This window comes from Delftia sp. K82 (assembly GCF_002193035.1).
Classification (GTDB): Bacteria; Pseudomonadota; Gammaproteobacteria; order Burkholderiales; family Burkholderiaceae_C; genus Comamonas; species Comamonas acidovorans.
Window position 1 is genome coordinate 2,673,239 of the sequence record NZ_MYFL01000001.1, and the last position, 16,753, is coordinate 2,689,991.

15 protein-coding genes are annotated in these 16,753 nt (G+C 69.6%); 5 read left to right on the top strand and 10 right to left on the bottom strand.

Going from position 1 to position 16,753, the window contains the following annotated elements; genetic code table 11:
* Positions 1 to 14: 14 nt before the first annotated feature.
* The 3 genes from KDK82_RS11795 to KDK82_RS11805 all read right to left on the bottom strand — a co-directional run bounded on the left by KDK82_RS11795 (position 15) and on the right by KDK82_RS11805 (position 4,199).
* A complete protein-coding gene (locus KDK82_RS11795) occupies positions 15 to 1,370 on the bottom strand; it encodes an efflux RND transporter periplasmic adaptor subunit (protein ID WP_088165500.1) in 1,356 nt (451 codons plus the stop codon).
* Positions 1,371 to 1,536: 166 nt separating this feature from the next.
* Positions 1,537 to 2,961 (bottom strand): MFS transporter, encoded by a 1,425-nt coding sequence (locus KDK82_RS11800; protein WP_043820870.1) that lies wholly within the window; start codon positions 2,959 to 2,961, stop codon positions 1,537 to 1,539.
* The gene (locus tag KDK82_RS11805) at positions 2,958 to 4,199 is read right to left on the bottom strand and encodes a multidrug effflux MFS transporter (protein WP_034392783.1); all 1,242 of its coding nucleotides are present in this window, start codon (positions 4,197 to 4,199) and stop codon (positions 2,958 to 2,960) included. Before KDK82_RS11805 ends, KDK82_RS11800 begins: the two co-directional genes overlap by 4 nt.
* 171 nt (positions 4,200 to 4,370) lie before the next feature.
* Here KDK82_RS11805 and KDK82_RS11810 point away from each other — a divergent pair, with 171 nt between their 5' ends.
* Positions 4,371 to 5,069 carry a DUF1566 domain-containing protein gene (locus KDK82_RS11810; protein ID WP_088164979.1) on the top strand — a complete coding sequence of 233 codons (699 nt, stop codon included), beginning with the start codon at positions 4,371 to 4,373 and terminating at the stop codon, positions 5,067 to 5,069.
* A gap of 3 nt (positions 5,070 to 5,072) precedes the next feature.
* Here the strand turns inward: KDK82_RS11810 and KDK82_RS11815 are convergent, their stop codons facing one another.
* The 5 genes from KDK82_RS11815 to KDK82_RS11835 all read right to left on the bottom strand — a co-directional run bounded on the left by KDK82_RS11815 (position 5,073) and on the right by KDK82_RS11835 (position 9,311).
* The gene (locus tag KDK82_RS11815) at positions 5,073 to 5,978 is read right to left on the bottom strand and encodes an SDR family oxidoreductase (RefSeq protein WP_088164980.1); all 906 of its coding nucleotides are present in this window, start codon (positions 5,976 to 5,978) and stop codon (positions 5,073 to 5,075) included.
* Between the two features lie 28 nt (positions 5,979 to 6,006).
* Positions 6,007 to 7,023 carry an NADP-dependent oxidoreductase gene (locus tag KDK82_RS11820; protein WP_013802725.1) on the bottom strand — a complete coding sequence of 339 codons (1,017 nt, stop codon included), beginning with the start codon at positions 7,021 to 7,023 and terminating at the stop codon, positions 6,007 to 6,009.
* Between the two features lie 98 nt (positions 7,024 to 7,121).
* Positions 7,122 to 7,544, bottom strand: a complete 423-nt coding sequence (locus KDK82_RS11825; RefSeq protein WP_016446794.1) for a PaaI family thioesterase — start codon at positions 7,542 to 7,544, stop codon at positions 7,122 to 7,124.
* Positions 7,545 to 7,662: 118 nt separating this feature from the next.
* Complete coding sequence (locus KDK82_RS11830) at positions 7,663 to 8,454, bottom strand: SDR family oxidoreductase (protein ID WP_012205198.1); 792 nt, start codon at positions 8,452 to 8,454, stop codon at positions 7,663 to 7,665.
* Between the two features lie 137 nt (positions 8,455 to 8,591).
* Positions 8,592 to 9,311, bottom strand: a complete 720-nt coding sequence (locus KDK82_RS11835; RefSeq protein WP_088165501.1) for a methylated-DNA--[protein]-cysteine S-methyltransferase — start codon at positions 9,309 to 9,311, stop codon at positions 8,592 to 8,594.
* Between the two features lie 164 nt (positions 9,312 to 9,475).
* Here KDK82_RS11835 and KDK82_RS11840 point away from each other — a divergent pair, with 164 nt between their 5' ends.
* Both KDK82_RS11840 and KDK82_RS11845 read left to right on the top strand, forming a co-directional pair.
* A complete protein-coding gene (locus tag KDK82_RS11840) occupies positions 9,476 to 9,790 on the top strand; it encodes a hypothetical protein (protein WP_013802728.1) in 315 nt (104 codons plus the stop codon).
* Between the two features lie 166 nt (positions 9,791 to 9,956).
* Positions 9,957 to 10,916 carry a class I SAM-dependent methyltransferase gene (locus KDK82_RS11845; RefSeq protein ID WP_088164981.1) on the top strand — a complete coding sequence of 320 codons (960 nt, stop codon included), beginning with the start codon at positions 9,957 to 9,959 and terminating at the stop codon, positions 10,914 to 10,916.
* Here KDK82_RS11845 and eno read toward each other — a convergent pair.
* Entirely contained in the window at positions 10,871 to 12,196 is a 1,326-nt protein-coding gene (gene eno, locus KDK82_RS11850) for a phosphopyruvate hydratase (RefSeq protein WP_088164982.1), read from the bottom strand. The genes KDK82_RS11845 and eno overlap by 46 nt on opposite strands.
* 105 nt (positions 12,197 to 12,301) lie before the next feature.
* Here eno and KDK82_RS11855 point away from each other — a divergent pair, with 105 nt between their 5' ends.
* Positions 12,302 to 13,219 (top strand): LysR substrate-binding domain-containing protein, encoded by a 918-nt coding sequence (locus KDK82_RS11855; protein WP_088164983.1) that lies wholly within the window; start codon positions 12,302 to 12,304, stop codon positions 13,217 to 13,219.
* A gap of 10 nt (positions 13,220 to 13,229) precedes the next feature.
* On the opposite strand, the gene KDK82_RS11860 is transcribed toward KDK82_RS11855, so the two are convergent.
* Positions 13,230 to 14,396 (bottom strand): helix-turn-helix domain-containing protein, encoded by a 1,167-nt coding sequence (locus KDK82_RS11860; protein ID WP_256974458.1) that lies wholly within the window; start codon positions 14,394 to 14,396, stop codon positions 13,230 to 13,232.
* A gap of 125 nt (positions 14,397 to 14,521) precedes the next feature.
* On the opposite strand from KDK82_RS11860, the gene KDK82_RS11865 reads away from it, so the two are divergent.
* Complete coding sequence (locus KDK82_RS11865; RefSeq protein WP_088164985.1) at positions 14,522 to 16,726, top strand: TonB-dependent receptor; 2,205 nt, start codon at positions 14,522 to 14,524, stop codon at positions 16,724 to 16,726.
* Positions 16,727 to 16,753 lie beyond the last annotated feature (27 nt).

The window sequence follows — 16,753 nt, forward strand, 5'->3', positions numbered from 1 at the left end:
CGGGTTCCTGCGGCTTAGCCGGCGGCCGGAGCAGGAGCCGCTGCCGGTGCTGGAGCAGGCGCCTTGTCCGCCGCGCCAGGTGCTGCCGGCCCGTCGGCCGGCTTGCCCTTGCGGGCCTGGGCCTTGGCGCGCAGGTCCACCTCCACGGCGCGCACCTTGTCGCCGGGCTTGATGCGCTGGAAGCCATCGACCACCACGCGTTCGCCGGCCGACAGGCCGTCCTGCAGCAGCCACATATTGCCCACGGCGCGGTCGATGTTCACGGGCCGGCGCTCGATCACGTCGTCGGCCTTGGCCACCAGCACGCTGGCCTTGCCGGTCAGGTCGCGCGTCACCGACTGCTGGGGCACCAGCAGCGCCTCGGGCGCCAGGCCCGTGGGCAGCAGCGCCTGCACATACATGCCGGGCATGAGAACGCCCTGCGGGTTGGGCACCACGGCGCGCAGCGTCACGCTGCCCGTGGTGGCATTGACGATCACGCCGGCAAACTGCAGCTTGCCCTGGTGGCTGTAGTCCGTGCCATCGTCCAGGCGGATGCGCACGGCCACCTTGTCGCCCTCCACCTTCTGGAAGCGCCCGGCATCCCAGTCGCGCTTGAGCTGCAGCAGCTCGCTGGTGGACTGGGTGAAGTCCACATACATGGGGTCCAGCTGCACGATGGAGGTCAGCGCCTCGGTCTGGTTGGCCGTCACCAGCGCGCCCGGCGTCACGGTGGACAGGCTGATGCGCCCGCTGATGGGCGCCTCGATGCGGCTGTACTTGAGGTTGATGCGCGCGGTCTCCAGATTGGCCTTGGCCACGGCCACGTCAGAACGCGACTGGGCTGCGGCGGCCTGGCTTTCTTCAAAGGCCTGCTGGCTTATGGCATCGATCTTGACCAGCTCGGCGTTGCGCCGCGCCGTGGCCTCCAGCGTGCGGGCGCTGGCCTCGGACTTGGCCAGCGCCGCCTGGGCGCTGGCCTCGGTGGCGCGCAGCGAGGCCGCGTCGATCTGGTAGAGCTGCTGGCCCTGGCGCACCAGGGCGCCCTCGGTGAACAAACGCTTTTGCACGATGCCCGATACCTGGGGCCGCACTTCGGCGGTCAGCGAGGCGCGCGTGCGGCCCGGCAGCGTGGCGTCCAGCTGCTGGCTCTGCTTTTGCAGCGTGACCACGCCCACCTCGGTCGCGGCCTTGGCCGTGGCGGCAGGTGCGGCATCCTTCTTGGAGCAGGCCGCAAGGCTTGCGGCCAGCGCCAGTGCGCACAGCACGGCGGTGCCGATGCGCCGGCCGCCGGCCGGCGAGGCGAAAGCTTGTACGTGCCCTGCGCCGGGCTGGGAATCGGAAGGCGCCGCAAGGCGCGGGCTCGGCGAAAAGGGCACGTCAAAAATCATGGGAGCAGCGAAGTCGTTGGGGGCATCGCACGATTGTGCAGTGCCCATATTTCTTGTTTGTAAAGCGGATGGCATGCCACCGAAATCTCCTGGCAAGTCCATCCAGGATGATGCATGTGTCGGAGCGCGCCGACACATGCAAGTTCAATGCCATTTAGGGGCCTGTTCAGTGCTTAGGCACGGGTGCCGTGCGCACGCGCAGCAGGCTGAACACGCCCGCCATGGCCGCAAAGCAGCCCGCCACGGCCAGGGCCACGATTTCAGCATGGCCACCATGCCCGCCCGCGAAGGTGAAGATGGTGGCCAGCACCACGGCGCCCAGGGTTTGCCCCGTGAGCCGCGCCGAACTCAGCATGCCGCCGGCCGCGCCGCTGCGCGCCAGGGGCGCCGTGGTCACGATGGTGTGGTTGTTGGGCGACTGGTACAGCGCAAAGCCGCTGCCCGCCAGCAGCATGCGCCAGACCATGTCCACGGTCGAAGGCGCATCGGGCATGGCCGCCAGCGCCCACAGCCCGCAGGCGAACATGGCCATGCCGATGCCGCCCAGCAGCCCGTCCGCATAGCGGCCGATGAGCCGGCCCGCGATGGGCGCCGTCAGCACCGTGGCCAGCGGCCAGGCCGTGATCAGCAGCCCGGCCTCGATGGGCGACATGCCGTGCGACTCCAGCAGCAGGAACGGCAGCGCCAGGTAGGCCAGCATCTGCGCGCAAAAGGCGCTGACCGATCCGCACATGGACAGCGCAAACACCGGAATGCGCAGCAGGTCCACCGGCAGCAGCGGCGCGGGCAGGCGCCACTGGCGGCGCACATACCAGGCGCCCACCAGCAGGCCCGCGCCCAGCAGCCACCAGCCCGAAGGCAGGGAAGAATCGGCACCGCCGGCGCGCACGCCCAGCTGCTCGCCGCCCAGGAAGATCAGGCTGAACATGAGGATGTTGAGCAGCACATCCAGCGGCGACAGCCGCGCCCCTGCATGGCCGGCCACGGCATTGGCAGGCAGCGCGCGTCGCCCCAGCCATAGCGTGAACAGGCCCAGCGGCAAATTGGCCGCAAACAGCCAGGGCCAGCTGGCCACCGACAGAATCGCCGCCGCCACCGAGGGCCCGGCCATGGATGCCGTGGCCACCACCAGCGAATTCACGGCCATGCCGCGCCCCAGCAGGGCACGCGGATAGATCAGCCGCACCAGGGCGGCGTTGACGCTCATCACGCCGGCAGCGCCCAGGCCCTGCAGCGCACGCGCCGCCACCAGCGTGGGCAGCGACGTGGCCAGCATGGCCGCCAGCGAGGCCAGGGAGAACACCAGCATGCCCACCAGATACACGCGGCGGTAGCCCAGGCGCTCGCCCAGGGCGGCCAGCGGCAGCAGCAGCACCAGGCTGGCAAGCTGGTAGGAATTGACCACCCACAGCGTATGGGCCGAGCTGGCCTGCAGCTCGCGCGCCATGGCCGGCAGTGCCAGATTGACCAGGGTGCTGTCCAGCACCGACAGCGTCAGCCCCAGGATGATGACCAGCATCGCCTGGCCGCGAGGGCCTGACGGAAGTCCATCGTGGACAGGCGCAGCCTCTGCCGCGGGTGCCAGGCTCATGAATGGCCCTTTGCGCCCACGCGATGGGCACGCGCACCGCCCAGCGTGATCCAGGCCAGGGCCACACCGATCAGCGCGCCCGTGGCCATGCCCACCACCATGGGCAGGGGCTTGCCCGTGGAGAACAGCCCCACGATCTGCATGGCCGCAGCGCCCGACAGCATCTGCAGCGTGCCCAGCAGCGCCGAGGCCGTGCCGGCAATGGCGCCGTGCTCCTCCAGCGCCAGCACCGAGGTCGTCGGAATCACCAGCCCCATCAGCGCGCTGGCCACGAAGTACAGGCCGATCAGCACGGCCAGCCGTTCACCGCCCAGCAGGTAGTACGACAGCAGCGACAGCATCACCAGGCCCGAGCCGGTGGCAGCCACCTTGACCACGCGCACCAGCCCGAAGCGCTGGCCCAGCCAGCCCGTGAACTGCGCCGCGCCGATGAAGGCGATGGCGTTCAGCCCGAAGGCCAGGCTGTACTGTGTGGAGCTCAGTCCGTAGTAATTGATCAGCACAAAGGGGGAGCCAGCCAGGTAGACGAAAAAGCCCGCCATGGCGCAGCCGCCGATGAAGACCAGGCCCAGGTAATGCCAGTCGCGCAGCAGCACGCCGTAGGCGCGCAGTGCGCCGGCCACGCTGCTGTCCAGCCGCGCGGCGGCCCCGCGCGTTTCCTTCAGGCCCATGAACACGGCCACCAGGCCGATCACGGCCGCCACGGCCACGGCCCAGAACACGCCGCGCCAGCTGCTGACGGCGATCACGCCGCTGCCGGCCAGCGGCGCCAGGATGGGAGAGACGCTGAACACCAGCATCAGCAGCGACATCATGCGGGCCGCCGCGTGGCCGGTGTGCAGGTCGCGCACCACGGCGCGCGGAACGGCCATGCCGGCGGCCGCGCCCAGGCCCTGGATGAAGCGCAGCACCACCAGCGTCTCGATGCTGGTGGCCATGGCGCAGCCCACGCTGGCCAGCGCGAACACGGTCAGGCCGAAGTACAGCGGAGGCTTGCGCCCCACCATGTCCGAGACCGGCCCGTACAGCAGCTGGCCCACGCCCAGCGAGAGGAAGAAGGCCGTCAGGCTGGCCTGCACCGCGCCCACCTGGGCACCCAGGCTGCTGCCGATCTGGGGCAGCGCGGGCAGGTACATGTCGATGGCAAACGGACCGATGGCCGACAGCAGGCCCAGGATCAGCACCAGGCGCAGCGTGTGGGAATCAGGGGAAGCGGGAGAAGAAGAGGGAGAAGACATAGACGCGCCATTGTGGCGGCAAGCGCTGAGGGCTGCAGGGCGGTGCTCACATTTCCTGGGCAGGCAGGCCGGCGCGCGCGGCGCTGGTGGCTTGCCGTGGCACAAGTTTGCGGGGCTGCAACCCTGTTACGCTCGGATACGAGATTGCCACCACAGCAGCATAGACACCCCATGCACTCATCCACGCCCCTCTTCCTACCGACCCTCAACGCATTGCCAAGGCCCCTGCTCGCCGCCCTGCTGCTGGGCGCGTGCATGCAGGGCCCGGCCCATGCGGCGCCCCCGCAGGCCCGCGGTGACGCCAAGGCCAGCGCCACTGCCATGCTGGAAGTATCCGAAGACGGCCGTGACGTGATCGACCGGCGCGCCCGCCTGCTGTGGCCACGCTGCGTGGAAGGCATGCAGTGGAATGGCAAGACCTGCACGGGCCTGCCGGAGCTGTTCACGCACAAGCAGGCGCAGGCCCTGGCCGCCGAGCGGGCCAAGCAGGACGGCGTGCGCTGGCGGCTGCCGCGCGTCAACGAGATGCGCCGGCTGATCTCACGCGATATACGGCCGCAAGGCCTGTCGCCCGAGCTGTTTCCGGGCGCACCGCGCGGCTGGCACTGGACGGGCACGGCAGCGGTGAACGCGCGGCCCGTCAATCCCTACAACTACAGCAACATCTCGGGCAGCGCCGGTACGCAGCTGTCGGCCCAGCAGGCCTGGGCGATTGACCTCGACAGCCTGGAGACGCGGCCCGACATGGGGCGCGGCAACCAGCTCATGGTGCGGCTGGTGCGGCCCCTGCCCTCCGCGCCGCCCGATGAAAAGGCCGAGGCTCCCGCCAGGCCAGCCCCCCACAGGCCGGACCCGGACGAGGAGGACTGACGCTCAGGCCGCGCGCAGCGAGGCCTTCAAGCTGGCGCCCAGTTCGGGCTTGTGCGCGAACGGGTCGGTGGGATTGCGCCCCAGCACCACATCTTCCATGCGGGTCTGGACCGAGCCCAGCGCCTGCGGATGGCTGTAGATGTAGAACTGGTTGGCCGCAATGGCATCGAAAACCTTCTGCGCCACATCGGTGGCCGTGACCTTGCCCGAGCCCACGGCCTTCTCGCTCATGGCCTGGCCGATCTTCTGGCTGGCCGTCAGCGGCTGGGCGGCCAGATGGCTGGGCCGGTTGCGCTCGCTGTGGCTGATGCCCGTGGGAACGAAGAAGGGGCACAGCACGCTGGCGCTGATCTGGTCGGAGACCAGGGCCAGGTCCTGGTACAGCGTCTCGGTCAGGCTCACCACGGCATGCTTGCTGACGTTGTAGATGCCCATGTTGGGCGGCGCCAGCAGGCCGGCCATGCTGGCCGTGTTGACGATGTGGCCCTCGAAGGACGGATCGGCCTTGGCCGCCTCCAGCATCATGGGCGTGAACAGCCGCACGCCGTGGATCACGCCCCAGAGGTTGACGCCCAGCACCCACTGCCAATCTTCCAGCGTGTTCTCCCAGACCAGCCCGCCCGCGCCCACGCCTGCGTTGTTGAACACGAAGTGCGGCGCGCCGAACTGCTGGCGCACCTCGTCGGCCAGGGCCTGCATCTGGCCCGCGTCGGACACATCCACGCGCCGCGCCAGCACGCGCACGCCCTGCCCTTCGAACTCGGCGGCGGCCCTGTCCAGCGCCTCCTGCTGCACATCGACCAGCACCAGGTTCATGCCCAGCTTCGCGCCGATGCGCGCGCACTCCAGGCCGAAGCCCGAGCCCGCGCCCGTCAGCACCGCCGTCTTGCCCTTGAAGTTCTTGATCATTCCCTTGTCTCCTGGTTTTTGTGGTGGTTCAGATCAATTTGACGAGTTGCTTTCCGAAGTTCTTGCCCTTGAGCAGACCCAGGAAAGCAGAAGGTGCGGAGGCAATGCCTTCGGCAATGCTCTCGCGCGGGCGCAGCTTGCCGGTGCCCACCAGGCGGCCCAGTTCCTGCAGCGCCTCGGGCCAGACTTCCATGTGCTCGCTGACGATGAAGCCTTCGATGCGGATGCGGTTGATCAGGATGAGCGCGGGATTGGTCATGGGCAACGGCGTGCCGTCGTAGCCGGCGATCATTCCGCACAGCGCGATGCGCGCAAAGGCGTTGGTGCGCAGCAGCACGGCGTCGAGGATGTAGCCGCCCACGTTCTCGAAGTAGCCGTCGATGCCCTGCGGGCAGGCGTCCTTGAGCGCCTTGGCCATGGTCTTGGTGTCGGGGTGCTCGCGGTAGTCGATGCAGGCATCGAAGCCCAGCTCCTCGGTGGCGTAGCGGCACTTCTCGGGGCCGCCCGCAATGCCCACCACGCGGCAGCCGCGTGCCTTGGCCAGGGCCGCGAAGGCGCTGCCCACGGCGCCCGTGGCGGCGCTGACCACCACGGTCTCGCCGGCCTTGGGGGCGATGATCTTCACCAGGCCGTACCAGGCCGTCACGCCGGGCATGCCCACGGCGCCCAGGTAGTGCGACAGCGGCACATGGGTAGTGTCCACCTTGCGCAGCATGCCGGGCGCATCGCCATCGACCACGCTGTATTCCTGCCAGCCGCCCATGCCCACGACCTTGTCGCCAACGGCAAACTTGGGATGGCGGCTTTCCACCACCTCGCCCACGGTGCCGCCGATCATCACCTCGCCCAGCGGCTGCGGCTGGGCGTAGCTCTTGCTGTCATTCATGCGGCCGCGCATGTAGGGGTCCAGGCTCAGGTAGTGGTGGCGCACCAGCACCTGGCCTTCGGCCAGCGCGGGGGTCTCGGTCTTGGCAAGGCGGAAATTGCTTTCCACGGCTTCGCCCTCGGGGCGGTTGTCGAGCAGGATCTGCTGGTTCACGGGCATGGGAAAACCTCCGGTGGCATCACAAACAATGGAACCAGTTCCCGGTGCTGCCGGGGCTGGCGTGTGGCATTGGGTATCTGGCAAATTCGCCGTGCGGATCAGTCCGTGGCGAGGGTTGTCTCGGCGGCGGCCGGCTTGGCCACGCGCGGCATGTACTTGAACGTTCCGGTCGCATGGCTGCACAGCCGACCCGAGGCATCGAACACGCGCGCCTCGGTGTAGGCCATGGAACGCGTGCGGTGCAGCACCACGCCCTTGGCCACCAGGGGGCCGCGCGCCGGCTGCATGAAGCTGGTCTTCATCTCTATGGTCACGCAGCCCATGTCGCGCTGCAGGCTGCGTGCGGCCACGGCCATGGTCACGTCCAGCAGGGTCATAGTGGCGCCGCCGTGGGTCACGTCAAAGGTGTTCAGGTGCTCGGGACGCGCCTCGAAGCGCAGTTCGGACTCCCCGTCCTCCATGCGGTGCAGGGTGAAACCCAGGTGGTCGACGAAGGGGATGGGGTGGCCAAAATCCAGCACGAAATTCTCCAGTTCAGATCGCAATGGAGCCGAGCATAAGGGCGCCGGCAGGCGCCACCGCGCGCGGCGGCCCGATCTGCGGGAAAAACTGTCACCTCGGCAGCAGCGCCGCTGCGGCTCAACCGCCCACCAGGGCGCTGACGCCGCCGTCCACGGCCACCCACTGGCCCGTGATGTGCTTGCCCGCGTCGCTGGCGTACAGCAGGGTCAGTCCCTTGAGGTCCTCGTCGTCGCCCAGGCGGCGCAGCGGGGCGTGGGATTTCATTTCATCCTCGCCCAGGGTTTCGATCAGCACGCTGGCCATCTTGGTCTTGAAGAAGCCCGGGCAGATGGCGTTGACGTTGATGCCGTGCACGCCCCACTCGCCGGCCAGCGCGCGCGTGAAGTTGATGACCGCGCCCTTGGAGGTGTTGTAGGCAATGGTCTTCATGCCCAGCGGGTTGCCGCCCAGCCCTGCAATGGAGGCCAGGTTGATGATGCGCCCGGTCTTGCGCGGGATCATGCTGCGCCGCGCGATCTGCTGGCTCAGCAGGAAGTAGCCGCGCACGTTGAGGTTCATCACCTTGTCCCACGCGGCCACCGGGTGCTCCTCGGCCGGCGCGCCCCAGCTGGCGCCTGCGTTGTTGATGAGGATGTCCACCTGCCCCAGGCGCTCCAGGGTCTCGGCGGCCAGGCGCTCGATGTCGGCCTCGTTGGCGCAGTCGGCGGCGATCCAGCGGGCGTCGATGCCTGCGGCCTGCAGCTCGGCAGCGGCTTCCTCCAGGTCGGCGGCCTTGCGCGAACTCAGCATGATCCTGGCGCCCGCCTCGCCCAGCGCATGGGCCATCTGCAGGCCCAGGCCGCGCGAGCCGCCGGTCACCAGGGCCGTCTTGCCGGTGAGGTCGAAAAGTTGCTGCACATTGCGAGTCATTCGTCTGTCTCCTGCGCCGGGTCTTGTGTTCCGGTCATGGTTGGAATGGAGGGCGGCCATCCCCAAGCGGAACAGCCTGCAGCGGCGATTGTGCAAGCCGCCCCGCCGTGCCGCATGTCACATGCGTGTCCGGCCCGTCAATCCCCGAACAGCGAGCGCGTGCCGCCCCAGGCCGCACCCTCGATCTCCAGCATGCGCAGCTTGGTCAGCGCGCCGCCGCCGCCCGAGAAACCGCCCGGCTGGGCGCCGGCAGCCAGCACGCGGTGGCAGGGAATCACGGGCGCAAAAGGGTTGAGGCCCAGCGCCTGCCCCACGGCGCGCGAAAGGCCCACCTCGCCCAACTCGCGTGCAATCTCGCCATAGGTGCGCGTATGGCCGGGTGCAATGGCGCGCGTCAGGTCATAGACGCGGCGGTGAAAGTCCGACACGCCGTGCCAGTCCAGGGCCAGCTCGGCCAGATCCGGCAGTGCCTCGCCTGCGGGCAGCATGCGCCGTGCCCTTAGATCGGGCAGCACCGGGCCGTCACGCAACTGCCGCGCGCTGGGCGCGGAAGGCTCCAAGGTCCATTCGCCATGGCCCGCCATGAGCACCTGCACGCCGGCGATGGCCTGTGCCACGCTCACCGGCAGGTCCTCGGCCCGCGCCGCTGCGGCGTAGCTGCCCGGTCTGCGCAATTGCACGCCGCGCAGCATGCGCGTGCGCGTGGCGGCCGGGCCGTCCACCTCGGGCAACTGAAAGGCCACCAGGCCGCAGGCGCCCCAGGCCACGCCGCAGGGCCCCACGCGCGTGGCAAACAGCGCATGGCCCGTGGCTTCGGGGTGCCAGGCCGGGCTGCCCGTGGTCGATTCGTTCGTCATGGCGATGGTTTTCTCCTTGCAGGCGATTGTGGCCGCATGGCTGCAGCCGCTGCCCGGCAGCGACCCCACCGGGATAACACTGTAAAAAAACACCAGGAAAATACTGGATGTGCAGCCAGTTAATACTGTATATTTCGCCAGTCATCATCCTCATCTCGTGAACCATGGACATGCAAGAAGCCGCCTTCACCGTCACCTTGTGTGACTACCCCAACCTGCCCGAGCAGGAACGCAACAAGGCCGAGGCACGCTATGCCCGCGTGCTCGAACGCCAGCTCGGCAGCGCCGAGCAGGTCAGTGAAACCCTGTACCTGGTAGAGGGCCTGGAAGACACGCCCCCTGAAGAAATCAGCGACGACGCCAAGCTCGCCTTCGCCCGCTGGATGAAGGCTGCGCGCGCCGCCACCGAGGCCGGCATGCAGGGCCTGGGCGACGGCGAATGCAGTTTCTTCGAGGTGCGGCGCGGCTGGCGGCATTGAGCCCGCCCACAGCACCGCTGAATGGGGCCTGAGCCCGGGTTTGCCTGGGCTGGTCCCCAAACTGCATACACTGGCAGACCTTTTCGTCGCCCCCTGCCTGGAACCATACGGTCCCATACGGTTCCACCCGGCACACCCGGCGCCCCTGCCAGATCCAGCCTCTCCCATGCAAGCCCTGCTCGACGCCATCGCCCGGATGGCCCTGCCCTCCGACGCCCAACGCATCTTCCACGGCCGTGGCGGCCTGTACCCGGGCTGCGAGCATCTGGTGCTCGACGCCTTCCCGCCCGTGCTGGTGCTCACCAGCTTCCAGCCGCTGGACAATGACGCCCTGGCCGCCATCGGCACAGCGCTGTCACTGCGCTGGAGCGAACTGGCACCGGACCAGCCCCTGAACTGGGTCTACCAGCTGCGCCAGCCCGCCGCGCCCGCCGAAACGCGGCTCATGGCCGGCGAGGTGCCGGACCCCCACATCGTCACCGAGGCCGGCACGCGCTACCGCGTGCAGGTGCTGCGCGGCCAGAACCACGGCCTGTTCCTGGACATGGCCGAAGGCCGGCGCTGGGTGCACGCGCATGTCGCCAACCATCCCGAGCACCGCCACGGCATCCAGGTGCTCAACCTGTTCGCCTATACCTGCGCATTTTCGGTGGTGGCCCTGCAAGCCGGGGCGCGCCACGTGATGAACATGGACATGGCCCAGGGCGCGCTGGCCACGGGCCAGCAGAACCACCGGCTCAACGATCTGTCGGGCGCCAGCTTCCTGGCCCACGACATCTTCAGCAGCTGGGGCAAGATCACGCGCGGCGGGCCGTACCACCTGATCGTGGTGGACCCGCCCAGCTACCAGAAGGGCAGCTTCGTCGCCACCAAGGACTATGCCCGCCTGATGCGCCGCCTGCCCGACCTGCTGCGCCCCGGCGGCCATGTGCTGCTGTGCCTGAACGCGCCCGAGATGGGTACGCAGTTCCTGACATCGCAGATGCAGGAAGTGGCGCCCGAGCTGGAGTTCGTCGAGCGCCTGGCCAACCCGGCCACCTTCGCCGACATCGACGCCGAGCGCAGCCTCAAGGTGCTGGTCTACAGGGCGCCCGCAACACCCGCAGCGGCCGACTCGGCTTCCTGACCCGCCCGGCCCTTGAGCGCACGGCGCCCCGCATAGACGGCGGCCGGGCCCAGTTCGCGCTCGATGCGCAGCAGCCGGTTGTACTTGGCCGTGCGGTCGGCGCGCGACAGCGAGCCGGTCTTGATCATGGCGCACTGGGCCGCCACGGCCAGGTCGGCAATGCTGGTGTCCTCGGTCTCGCCCGAGCGGTGCGACATCACCACGCCGTAGCCTGCGCCATGCGCCAGACGCAGCACGTCCCAGGCCTCGGTCAGCGTGCCGATCTGGTTGATCTTGACCAGGATGGCGTTGCCTACGCCCTGTGCAATGCCGCCCTCGAACAGGCCGGGGTTCGTGCAGAACACATCGTCGCCCACCAGCTGGCAGCGTCCGCCCAGGCGCTGGCCCAGGGCCTGCCAGCCCTCGATATCGTCCTCGGCCATGCCGTCCTCGATGGAGACGATGGGGTAGTGCTCCACCAGTTGCGCCAGGTAGTCCACCTGCTGCTGGCGGCTGCGCACCAGGCCCTCGCCCGCGTAGCGGTAGCCATCCTCGCCATGGAATTCGCTGGCGGCCGGGTCCAGGGCCAGGGCGATGTCCGCGCCGGGGCGCAGGCCGGCGCGCTCGATGGCGGCCATCAAATGGTCCAGCGCCTCGGGCGCGCTGCGCAGGGCGGGCGCAAAGCCGCCCTCGTCGCCCACGTTGACGCTGTGGCCTGCGGCCTTGAGCGCATGGCGCAGCGTGTGAAAGACCTCGGCGCCCGTGCGCAGCGCCTCTCCGAAGCTGTCCGCCCCCACCGGCAGCAGCATGAACTCCTGAAAGTCCAGCGGATTGTCGGCATGGGCGCCGCCGTTGATGACATTGATCATGGGCACGGGCAGCACGCGCGCCTGGGCGCCGCCCATGTGCCGCCACAGCGGCATGCGCTCGCTGGCCGCCGCCGCGCGCGCCACGGCCAGCGACACGCCCAGCAGCGCGTTGGCGCCCAGCCGGCTTTTGCCGGGCGTGCCGTCCAGCGCCATCATGGCCGTGTCGATGCGGCCCTGGGCGTCGGCCTGCATGCCGCGCAGCAGATCGCGCAGCTCGGTGTTGACGGCCTGCACCGCGCCCAGCACGCCCTTGCCCAGGTGGCGCGAGGCATCGCCGTCGCGCCGCTCCAGCGCCTCGTGCCGCCCCGTGGAGGCACCCGAGGGCACCAGGGCCAGGCCGCGCGCGCCGTCCGCCAGCTCGACCTCGACCTCCACGGTGGGGTGGCCCCGGCTGTCCAGCGCCTCATGGGCCGCGATATCGGTGATCTGCATGGAAACTCCTTTTCGTCAAGAAATTGAACTGTGCAAAGGAGCTGGTAAGCCTGCACAACTCCAATGAACAGGCTTCCATGCTAGAAATCACGGCGATGCGGGACAATGCAGTTTTTCTGCCCATGCGTCAGCTTTTCTGACGAATTGATTGCCATGAGACAACTGCCACCGCTGGCCGCCCTGCGCGCCTTCGAGGCCATTGCCCGCACCGGCTCGGTGACACGCGCGGCCGAGGAACTGTGCCGCAGCCACGGCGCCATCAGCCGCCACCTGCGCCTGCTGCAGGAGCATGCGGGCGCGGCGCTGTTCGAGAAAGAAGGCACGGGCCTGCGCCTGACCGAGGCGGGTGCCGCCTTCCATGCCTCGGTGCGCACGGCCTTCGACCAGCTGGAGGTCGCCTATGCCCAGCTGGCGCGCGACAGTCAGGCGCCGGGGCTGCATGTGGCCTGCAGCGCCACCTTTGCCATGCGCTGGCTGGTGCCGCAGCTGGCGGTGTTCTACCGCAGCCACCCGCATATCCGCATCCGCCTGTCCATGACCTCGGCGCGCGAGATGCGCCACGAGGGCGCCGACCTGATCATTGCCTGGGACCTGTCCACCTACGGCGAGGCAGACCGCCGCCGCGCCATCGAACTGGCGCCCGTGCACTTCGGCGCCGTCTGCACACCGGCCTACGCCCGGCGCCGGCCCGCCAATCGCGCGCGCATTGCACATGAGTACACGGCCAGCGCCTGGAACCAGTGGGAAGCCCTCACGGGCCAGCCCGTGGCCCTGGGCGAGACGCTGGCGTTCCCGCACACCCACCTGTGCATAGAGGCGGCACTGTCGGGCCTGGGCGTTGCCCTGGTGGAGCAGCGGCTGGTCGCACGCGAGCTCAAGGAGGGTCTGCTGGTGGCGCCCCATGGCTTCGTGCCCTTCGAGGGCGGCCTGCGCGCCGTGCCAGCTGCAGGGCGTGCGCTGCCGGCCCAGGCGGGGGTCTTCATCGAATGGATGCGCGGCGCACTGGCCGCCGTGCCGGCATAGGCCAGACGGCCTAAGCCCTGCCCCACTCGCGCAGCCGCCGGTACAGCAACCCGCGCGAGACGCCCAGCATGCGGGCGGCCTGCGAGATATTGCCCTGGCAGCGGGCCAGGGCCTGCTCGATCAGCTCGCGGCTGGCCTCGCCCAGGGAGGACGGTGCCTCGGACGGCGCCTCGGCGGGCGGTGGCAGGGCCTCGATGGCCGGCAGCACCTCCTCGACCTGGGAAGATGCCTCATCCAGCCGCACCTGCATCCACAGCGTCAGCCCCGTAGGCAGCATCTGCGGGCGCGCCTGGCCGTGGTGGGCCAGCTCCAGCAACTGGTTCAGGCCCAGACCGAAAACCTCTTCGGCCGCAAGCCCTTCGGCGGGCCGGCGCGGGCTGTCGAACAACTGGGCGCCCACGCCGTTGAACCAGCGCACCATGCCTTCGCCATCCACGGCGGCCAGCCCTTCCAGCGGCGTGCCGAACATGCTGCGGCTGGACTGGAAGCGCAGCAGCAGGTGCATGCGGGCAGCGCCCACCAGCAGCCGGTTCTCGATGCAGGTGGCGTACATGTGGGCCATGGCGCCCGCATCGAAGCGAAAGGGGCCCGCCTCGCTGCTCAGGTCCAGCATGGCCACGGTGCGCCCGCTGGCGTCACGCACGGGCGCGGCCGCGCAGTGAAGCGAGGCCAGGCAGCGAAAAAAATGCTCGCCGCCACGCACATGGCAGACCTCGCCCGTGCGCACGGCCACGCCGGGTGCGCCCGTGCCCACGGCATCCTCGGCAATGTTCACGCCCACGCGCGCAGCCGTCAGCAGCAGAGGGCCGTCGCCCGGCGTGGGGCGCGAGGCGATCAGCACCACGCCCTCGCTGCAGGTCAGCATGGCGCGCGCCTGGCTGCCCGCGATCACGGTCTCGAGTTCGGCGATGGGGTCGCGCGCCGCCTCGATCAGCGCGCGGTTGTGGGTCAGCAAGGTGGCCGTGCGGATCTTGCTGACCGGGTCGAAGCTGATCTTCTCGTCGGGGCTGCGGCTGGCGCCCAGGCAGCGCGTCCAGGACTGCAGCACGGGCTCGGACACCAGGCCCGAGGGGCGCTCGCCGCGCTCGAAATAGCGCTCGCGCGCCAGCGCCACCCGGTCCTGGCGCGTGGCATAGAAGGGGTTGGATGGCAGTGGGGCGGGAGGCGGCTGTTGCATGACGGACATCAAAACTGCCGCGATTGTTGTTCCGCCACGGCACAGGACAGCACTAGGGAAATCACCCGTGTTGGAACGGATTGCCGGGCTCGGTAACCTCGGGCATCGCCACAGGCCCGCCCGCAATGACACGCTCCCCACACAGCACAAGACACACTTGGCCCGCCCTGCCCACCCTGGGCGCCGCACTGGCCTGTACGCTGCACGCCCTGCCCGCCCACGCGGCGGACGCAGCGCAGGACTCCAGCGAGGCCCTGCTCGCCCCCGTGGTCATCACGGCCAGCCAGCCCGGCGCCGACCTGTGGCGCGCTACCGCCGCCATCGACAGCGTGGAAGGCGCCGTGCTGCGAGACGGGCAGATGCAGATCAACCTGTCCGAGAGCCTGGCGCGGGTGCCGGGCCTGGTGGTGCTGAACCGCCAGAACTTCGCACAGGACCTGCAGATCTCGGTGCGCGGCTTCGGTGCGCGCTCCACCTTTGGCGTGCGCGGGCTGCGTCTGTACGTTGACGGCATTCCGGCAGGCGCGCCCGACGGCCAGGGCCAGGCCGCCAACTTCACGCTGGGCAACGCCGCGCGCCTGGACGTGGTGCGCGGCCCGGCCGCCGTGCTCTACGGCAACAGCGCAGGCGGCGCACTGCTGCTGTACACCGAAGACGGCGAGGAACCGGGCCTGTGGCGCAGCGGCATGGCCGTGGGGCCGGACGGGCTGTGGCGCCTGTCCACCCAGCTGCGCGGCACGATCGGTGGCGGAAAGCCGGACCAGGCGGATGGCGGCTCCGCCCCATGGCGCTATGCCATCCACATCGAGCGCTTCGCCACCGACGGCATGCGCCCCCAATCGGCCGCCGACCGCAGCACGGCCCACATGAAGCTGTCACGCAAACAGGGCGACGACCAGTGGCTGCTGCAGTACCAGGAGCAGCGCACCAGCGCCCAGGACCCGCTGGGCCTGACACGCGCCGAGTTCGAGGCCGACCCCGGCCAGACCACGGCCAGCGCGCTGCGCTTCAATACGCGCAAAAGCGTGCGCCAGCGCCAGTTGGGCGCCGCCTGGCAGCACCAGTTCGGCGCGGGCCAGCGCCTGGAACTCATGGCCTATGCGGGTACGCGCTCCGTGCTGCAGTACCAGTCCATTCCCGTGGCCACGCAGGCACCGCCCTCGCATTCAGGCGGCGTGATCGACCTGGACCGCGACTACGCGGGCATGAACCTGCGCTGGCGCAGCACCCACGAGGATGTGGCCGGCGGCCGGCTGGACTGGTCGGCAGGCCTGGCCTACGACTGGCAGGGCGAGACCCGGCGCGGCTACGAGAACTTCATCGGCAGCCAGCTCGGCGTGCAGGGCCGGCTGCGCCGCGACGAACGCAACCAGGCGCGCTCCGCCGACCCCTACCTGCAGGCCGAATGGAGCACGCAGAGCCTGGCCCTGAGCGCCGGCCTGCGCCAGGCGCGCGTGCGCTACCGGTCCGAGGACCACTACATCACAGCCGGCAATGGCGACGACAGCGGCAGCATGGCCTGGCGCGGCTGGCTGCCCTCGCTGGGCCTGCGCGTGAACCTGCTGCCGGACCTGGTGGCGCACGCATCGGTGGGCCGGGGCATGGAAACGCCCACGCTCAACGAAGTGGCCTACCGGCCCGGTGGCCAAAATGGCATGAACAGCGGCCTGAACACCGGCCTGGCCGCCAGCGCCCACAACACCGTCGAGGTCGGCCTGCGCGGGCGCCACGGCAACGCGGGCTGGAACCTCACGCTGTTCGAGACCCATACCCAGCGCGAACTCACCGTGCTGTCCAACACGGGCGGGCGCGCCACCTACCAGAACGCAGGCCGCACGCTGCGCCGGGGGCTGGAATTCTCGGGCAACGCGCAATGGGGACCGCTCACGGCCAGCACCGCCCTGACCCTGCTGCAGGCCCGCTACCGCGACAGCTTCCTGACCTGCGAGGCCACGCCCTGCACCACGCCCACCGCCCCGGTGGACGCCGGCGCGCGCCTGGCCGGCACCGCGCCGCGCCGCCTGTGGAGCGAACTGGCCTGGCAGCTGTCACCGCAATGGACCTGGACCGTGGACATGCTGCACAGCGGCCCCGTGGCCGTGAACGACCGCAACACCGACCGCGCGGCAGGCTACACCGTCTGGGGCTCCAGCCTGCGCTGGTCGCGGCAATGGCAGCAGTGGAGTGCCCAGACCTTTGTGCGGCTGGACAACCTGTTCGACCGGCGCTTTGCAGGGTCGGTCATCGTCAACGAGGGCAACCAGCGGTTCTTTGAGCCGGGTGCGGGACGCGGGCTGTCGGCCGGGGTGACGGTCAGCCGGTCGTTCTGAGCTGTTCCACGGCGGTACACATCCGCC

Coding starts and splice junctions, on each gene's coding strand:
- KDK82_RS11795 (WP_088165500.1), bottom strand. CDS start 1,370: ATGATTTTTGACGTGCCCTTTTCGCCGAGCCCGCGCCTTGCGGCGCCT.
- KDK82_RS11800 (WP_043820870.1), bottom strand. CDS start 2,961: ATGAGCCTGGCACCCGCGGCAGAGGCTGCGCCTGTCCACGATGGACTT.
- KDK82_RS11805 (WP_034392783.1), bottom strand. CDS start 4,199: ATGTCTTCTCCCTCTTCTTCTCCCGCTTCCCCTGATTCCCACACGCTG.
- KDK82_RS11810 (WP_088164979.1), top strand. CDS start 4,371: ATGCACTCATCCACGCCCCTCTTCCTACCGACCCTCAACGCATTGCCA.
- KDK82_RS11815 (WP_088164980.1), bottom strand. CDS start 5,978: ATGATCAAGAACTTCAAGGGCAAGACGGCGGTGCTGACGGGCGCGGGC.
- KDK82_RS11820 (WP_013802725.1), bottom strand. CDS start 7,023: ATGCCCGTGAACCAGCAGATCCTGCTCGACAACCGCCCCGAGGGCGAA.
- KDK82_RS11830 (WP_012205198.1), bottom strand. CDS start 8,454: ATGACTCGCAATGTGCAGCAACTTTTCGACCTCACCGGCAAGACGGCC.
- KDK82_RS11835 (WP_088165501.1), bottom strand. CDS start 9,311: ATGACGAACGAATCGACCACGGGCAGCCCGGCCTGGCACCCCGAAGCC.
- KDK82_RS11840 (WP_013802728.1), top strand. CDS start 9,476: ATGGACATGCAAGAAGCCGCCTTCACCGTCACCTTGTGTGACTACCCC.
- KDK82_RS11845 (WP_088164981.1), top strand. CDS start 9,957: ATGCAAGCCCTGCTCGACGCCATCGCCCGGATGGCCCTGCCCTCCGAC.
- eno (WP_088164982.1), bottom strand. CDS start 12,196: ATGCAGATCACCGATATCGCGGCCCATGAGGCGCTGGACAGCCGGGGC.
- KDK82_RS11855 (WP_088164983.1), top strand. CDS start 12,302: ATGCAGTTTTTCTGCCCATGCGTCAGCTTTTCTGACGAATTGATTGCC.
- KDK82_RS11860 (WP_256974458.1), bottom strand. CDS start 14,396: ATGCAACAGCCGCCTCCCGCCCCACTGCCATCCAACCCCTTCTATGCC.
- KDK82_RS11865 (WP_088164985.1), top strand. CDS start 14,522: ATGACACGCTCCCCACACAGCACAAGACACACTTGGCCCGCCCTGCCC.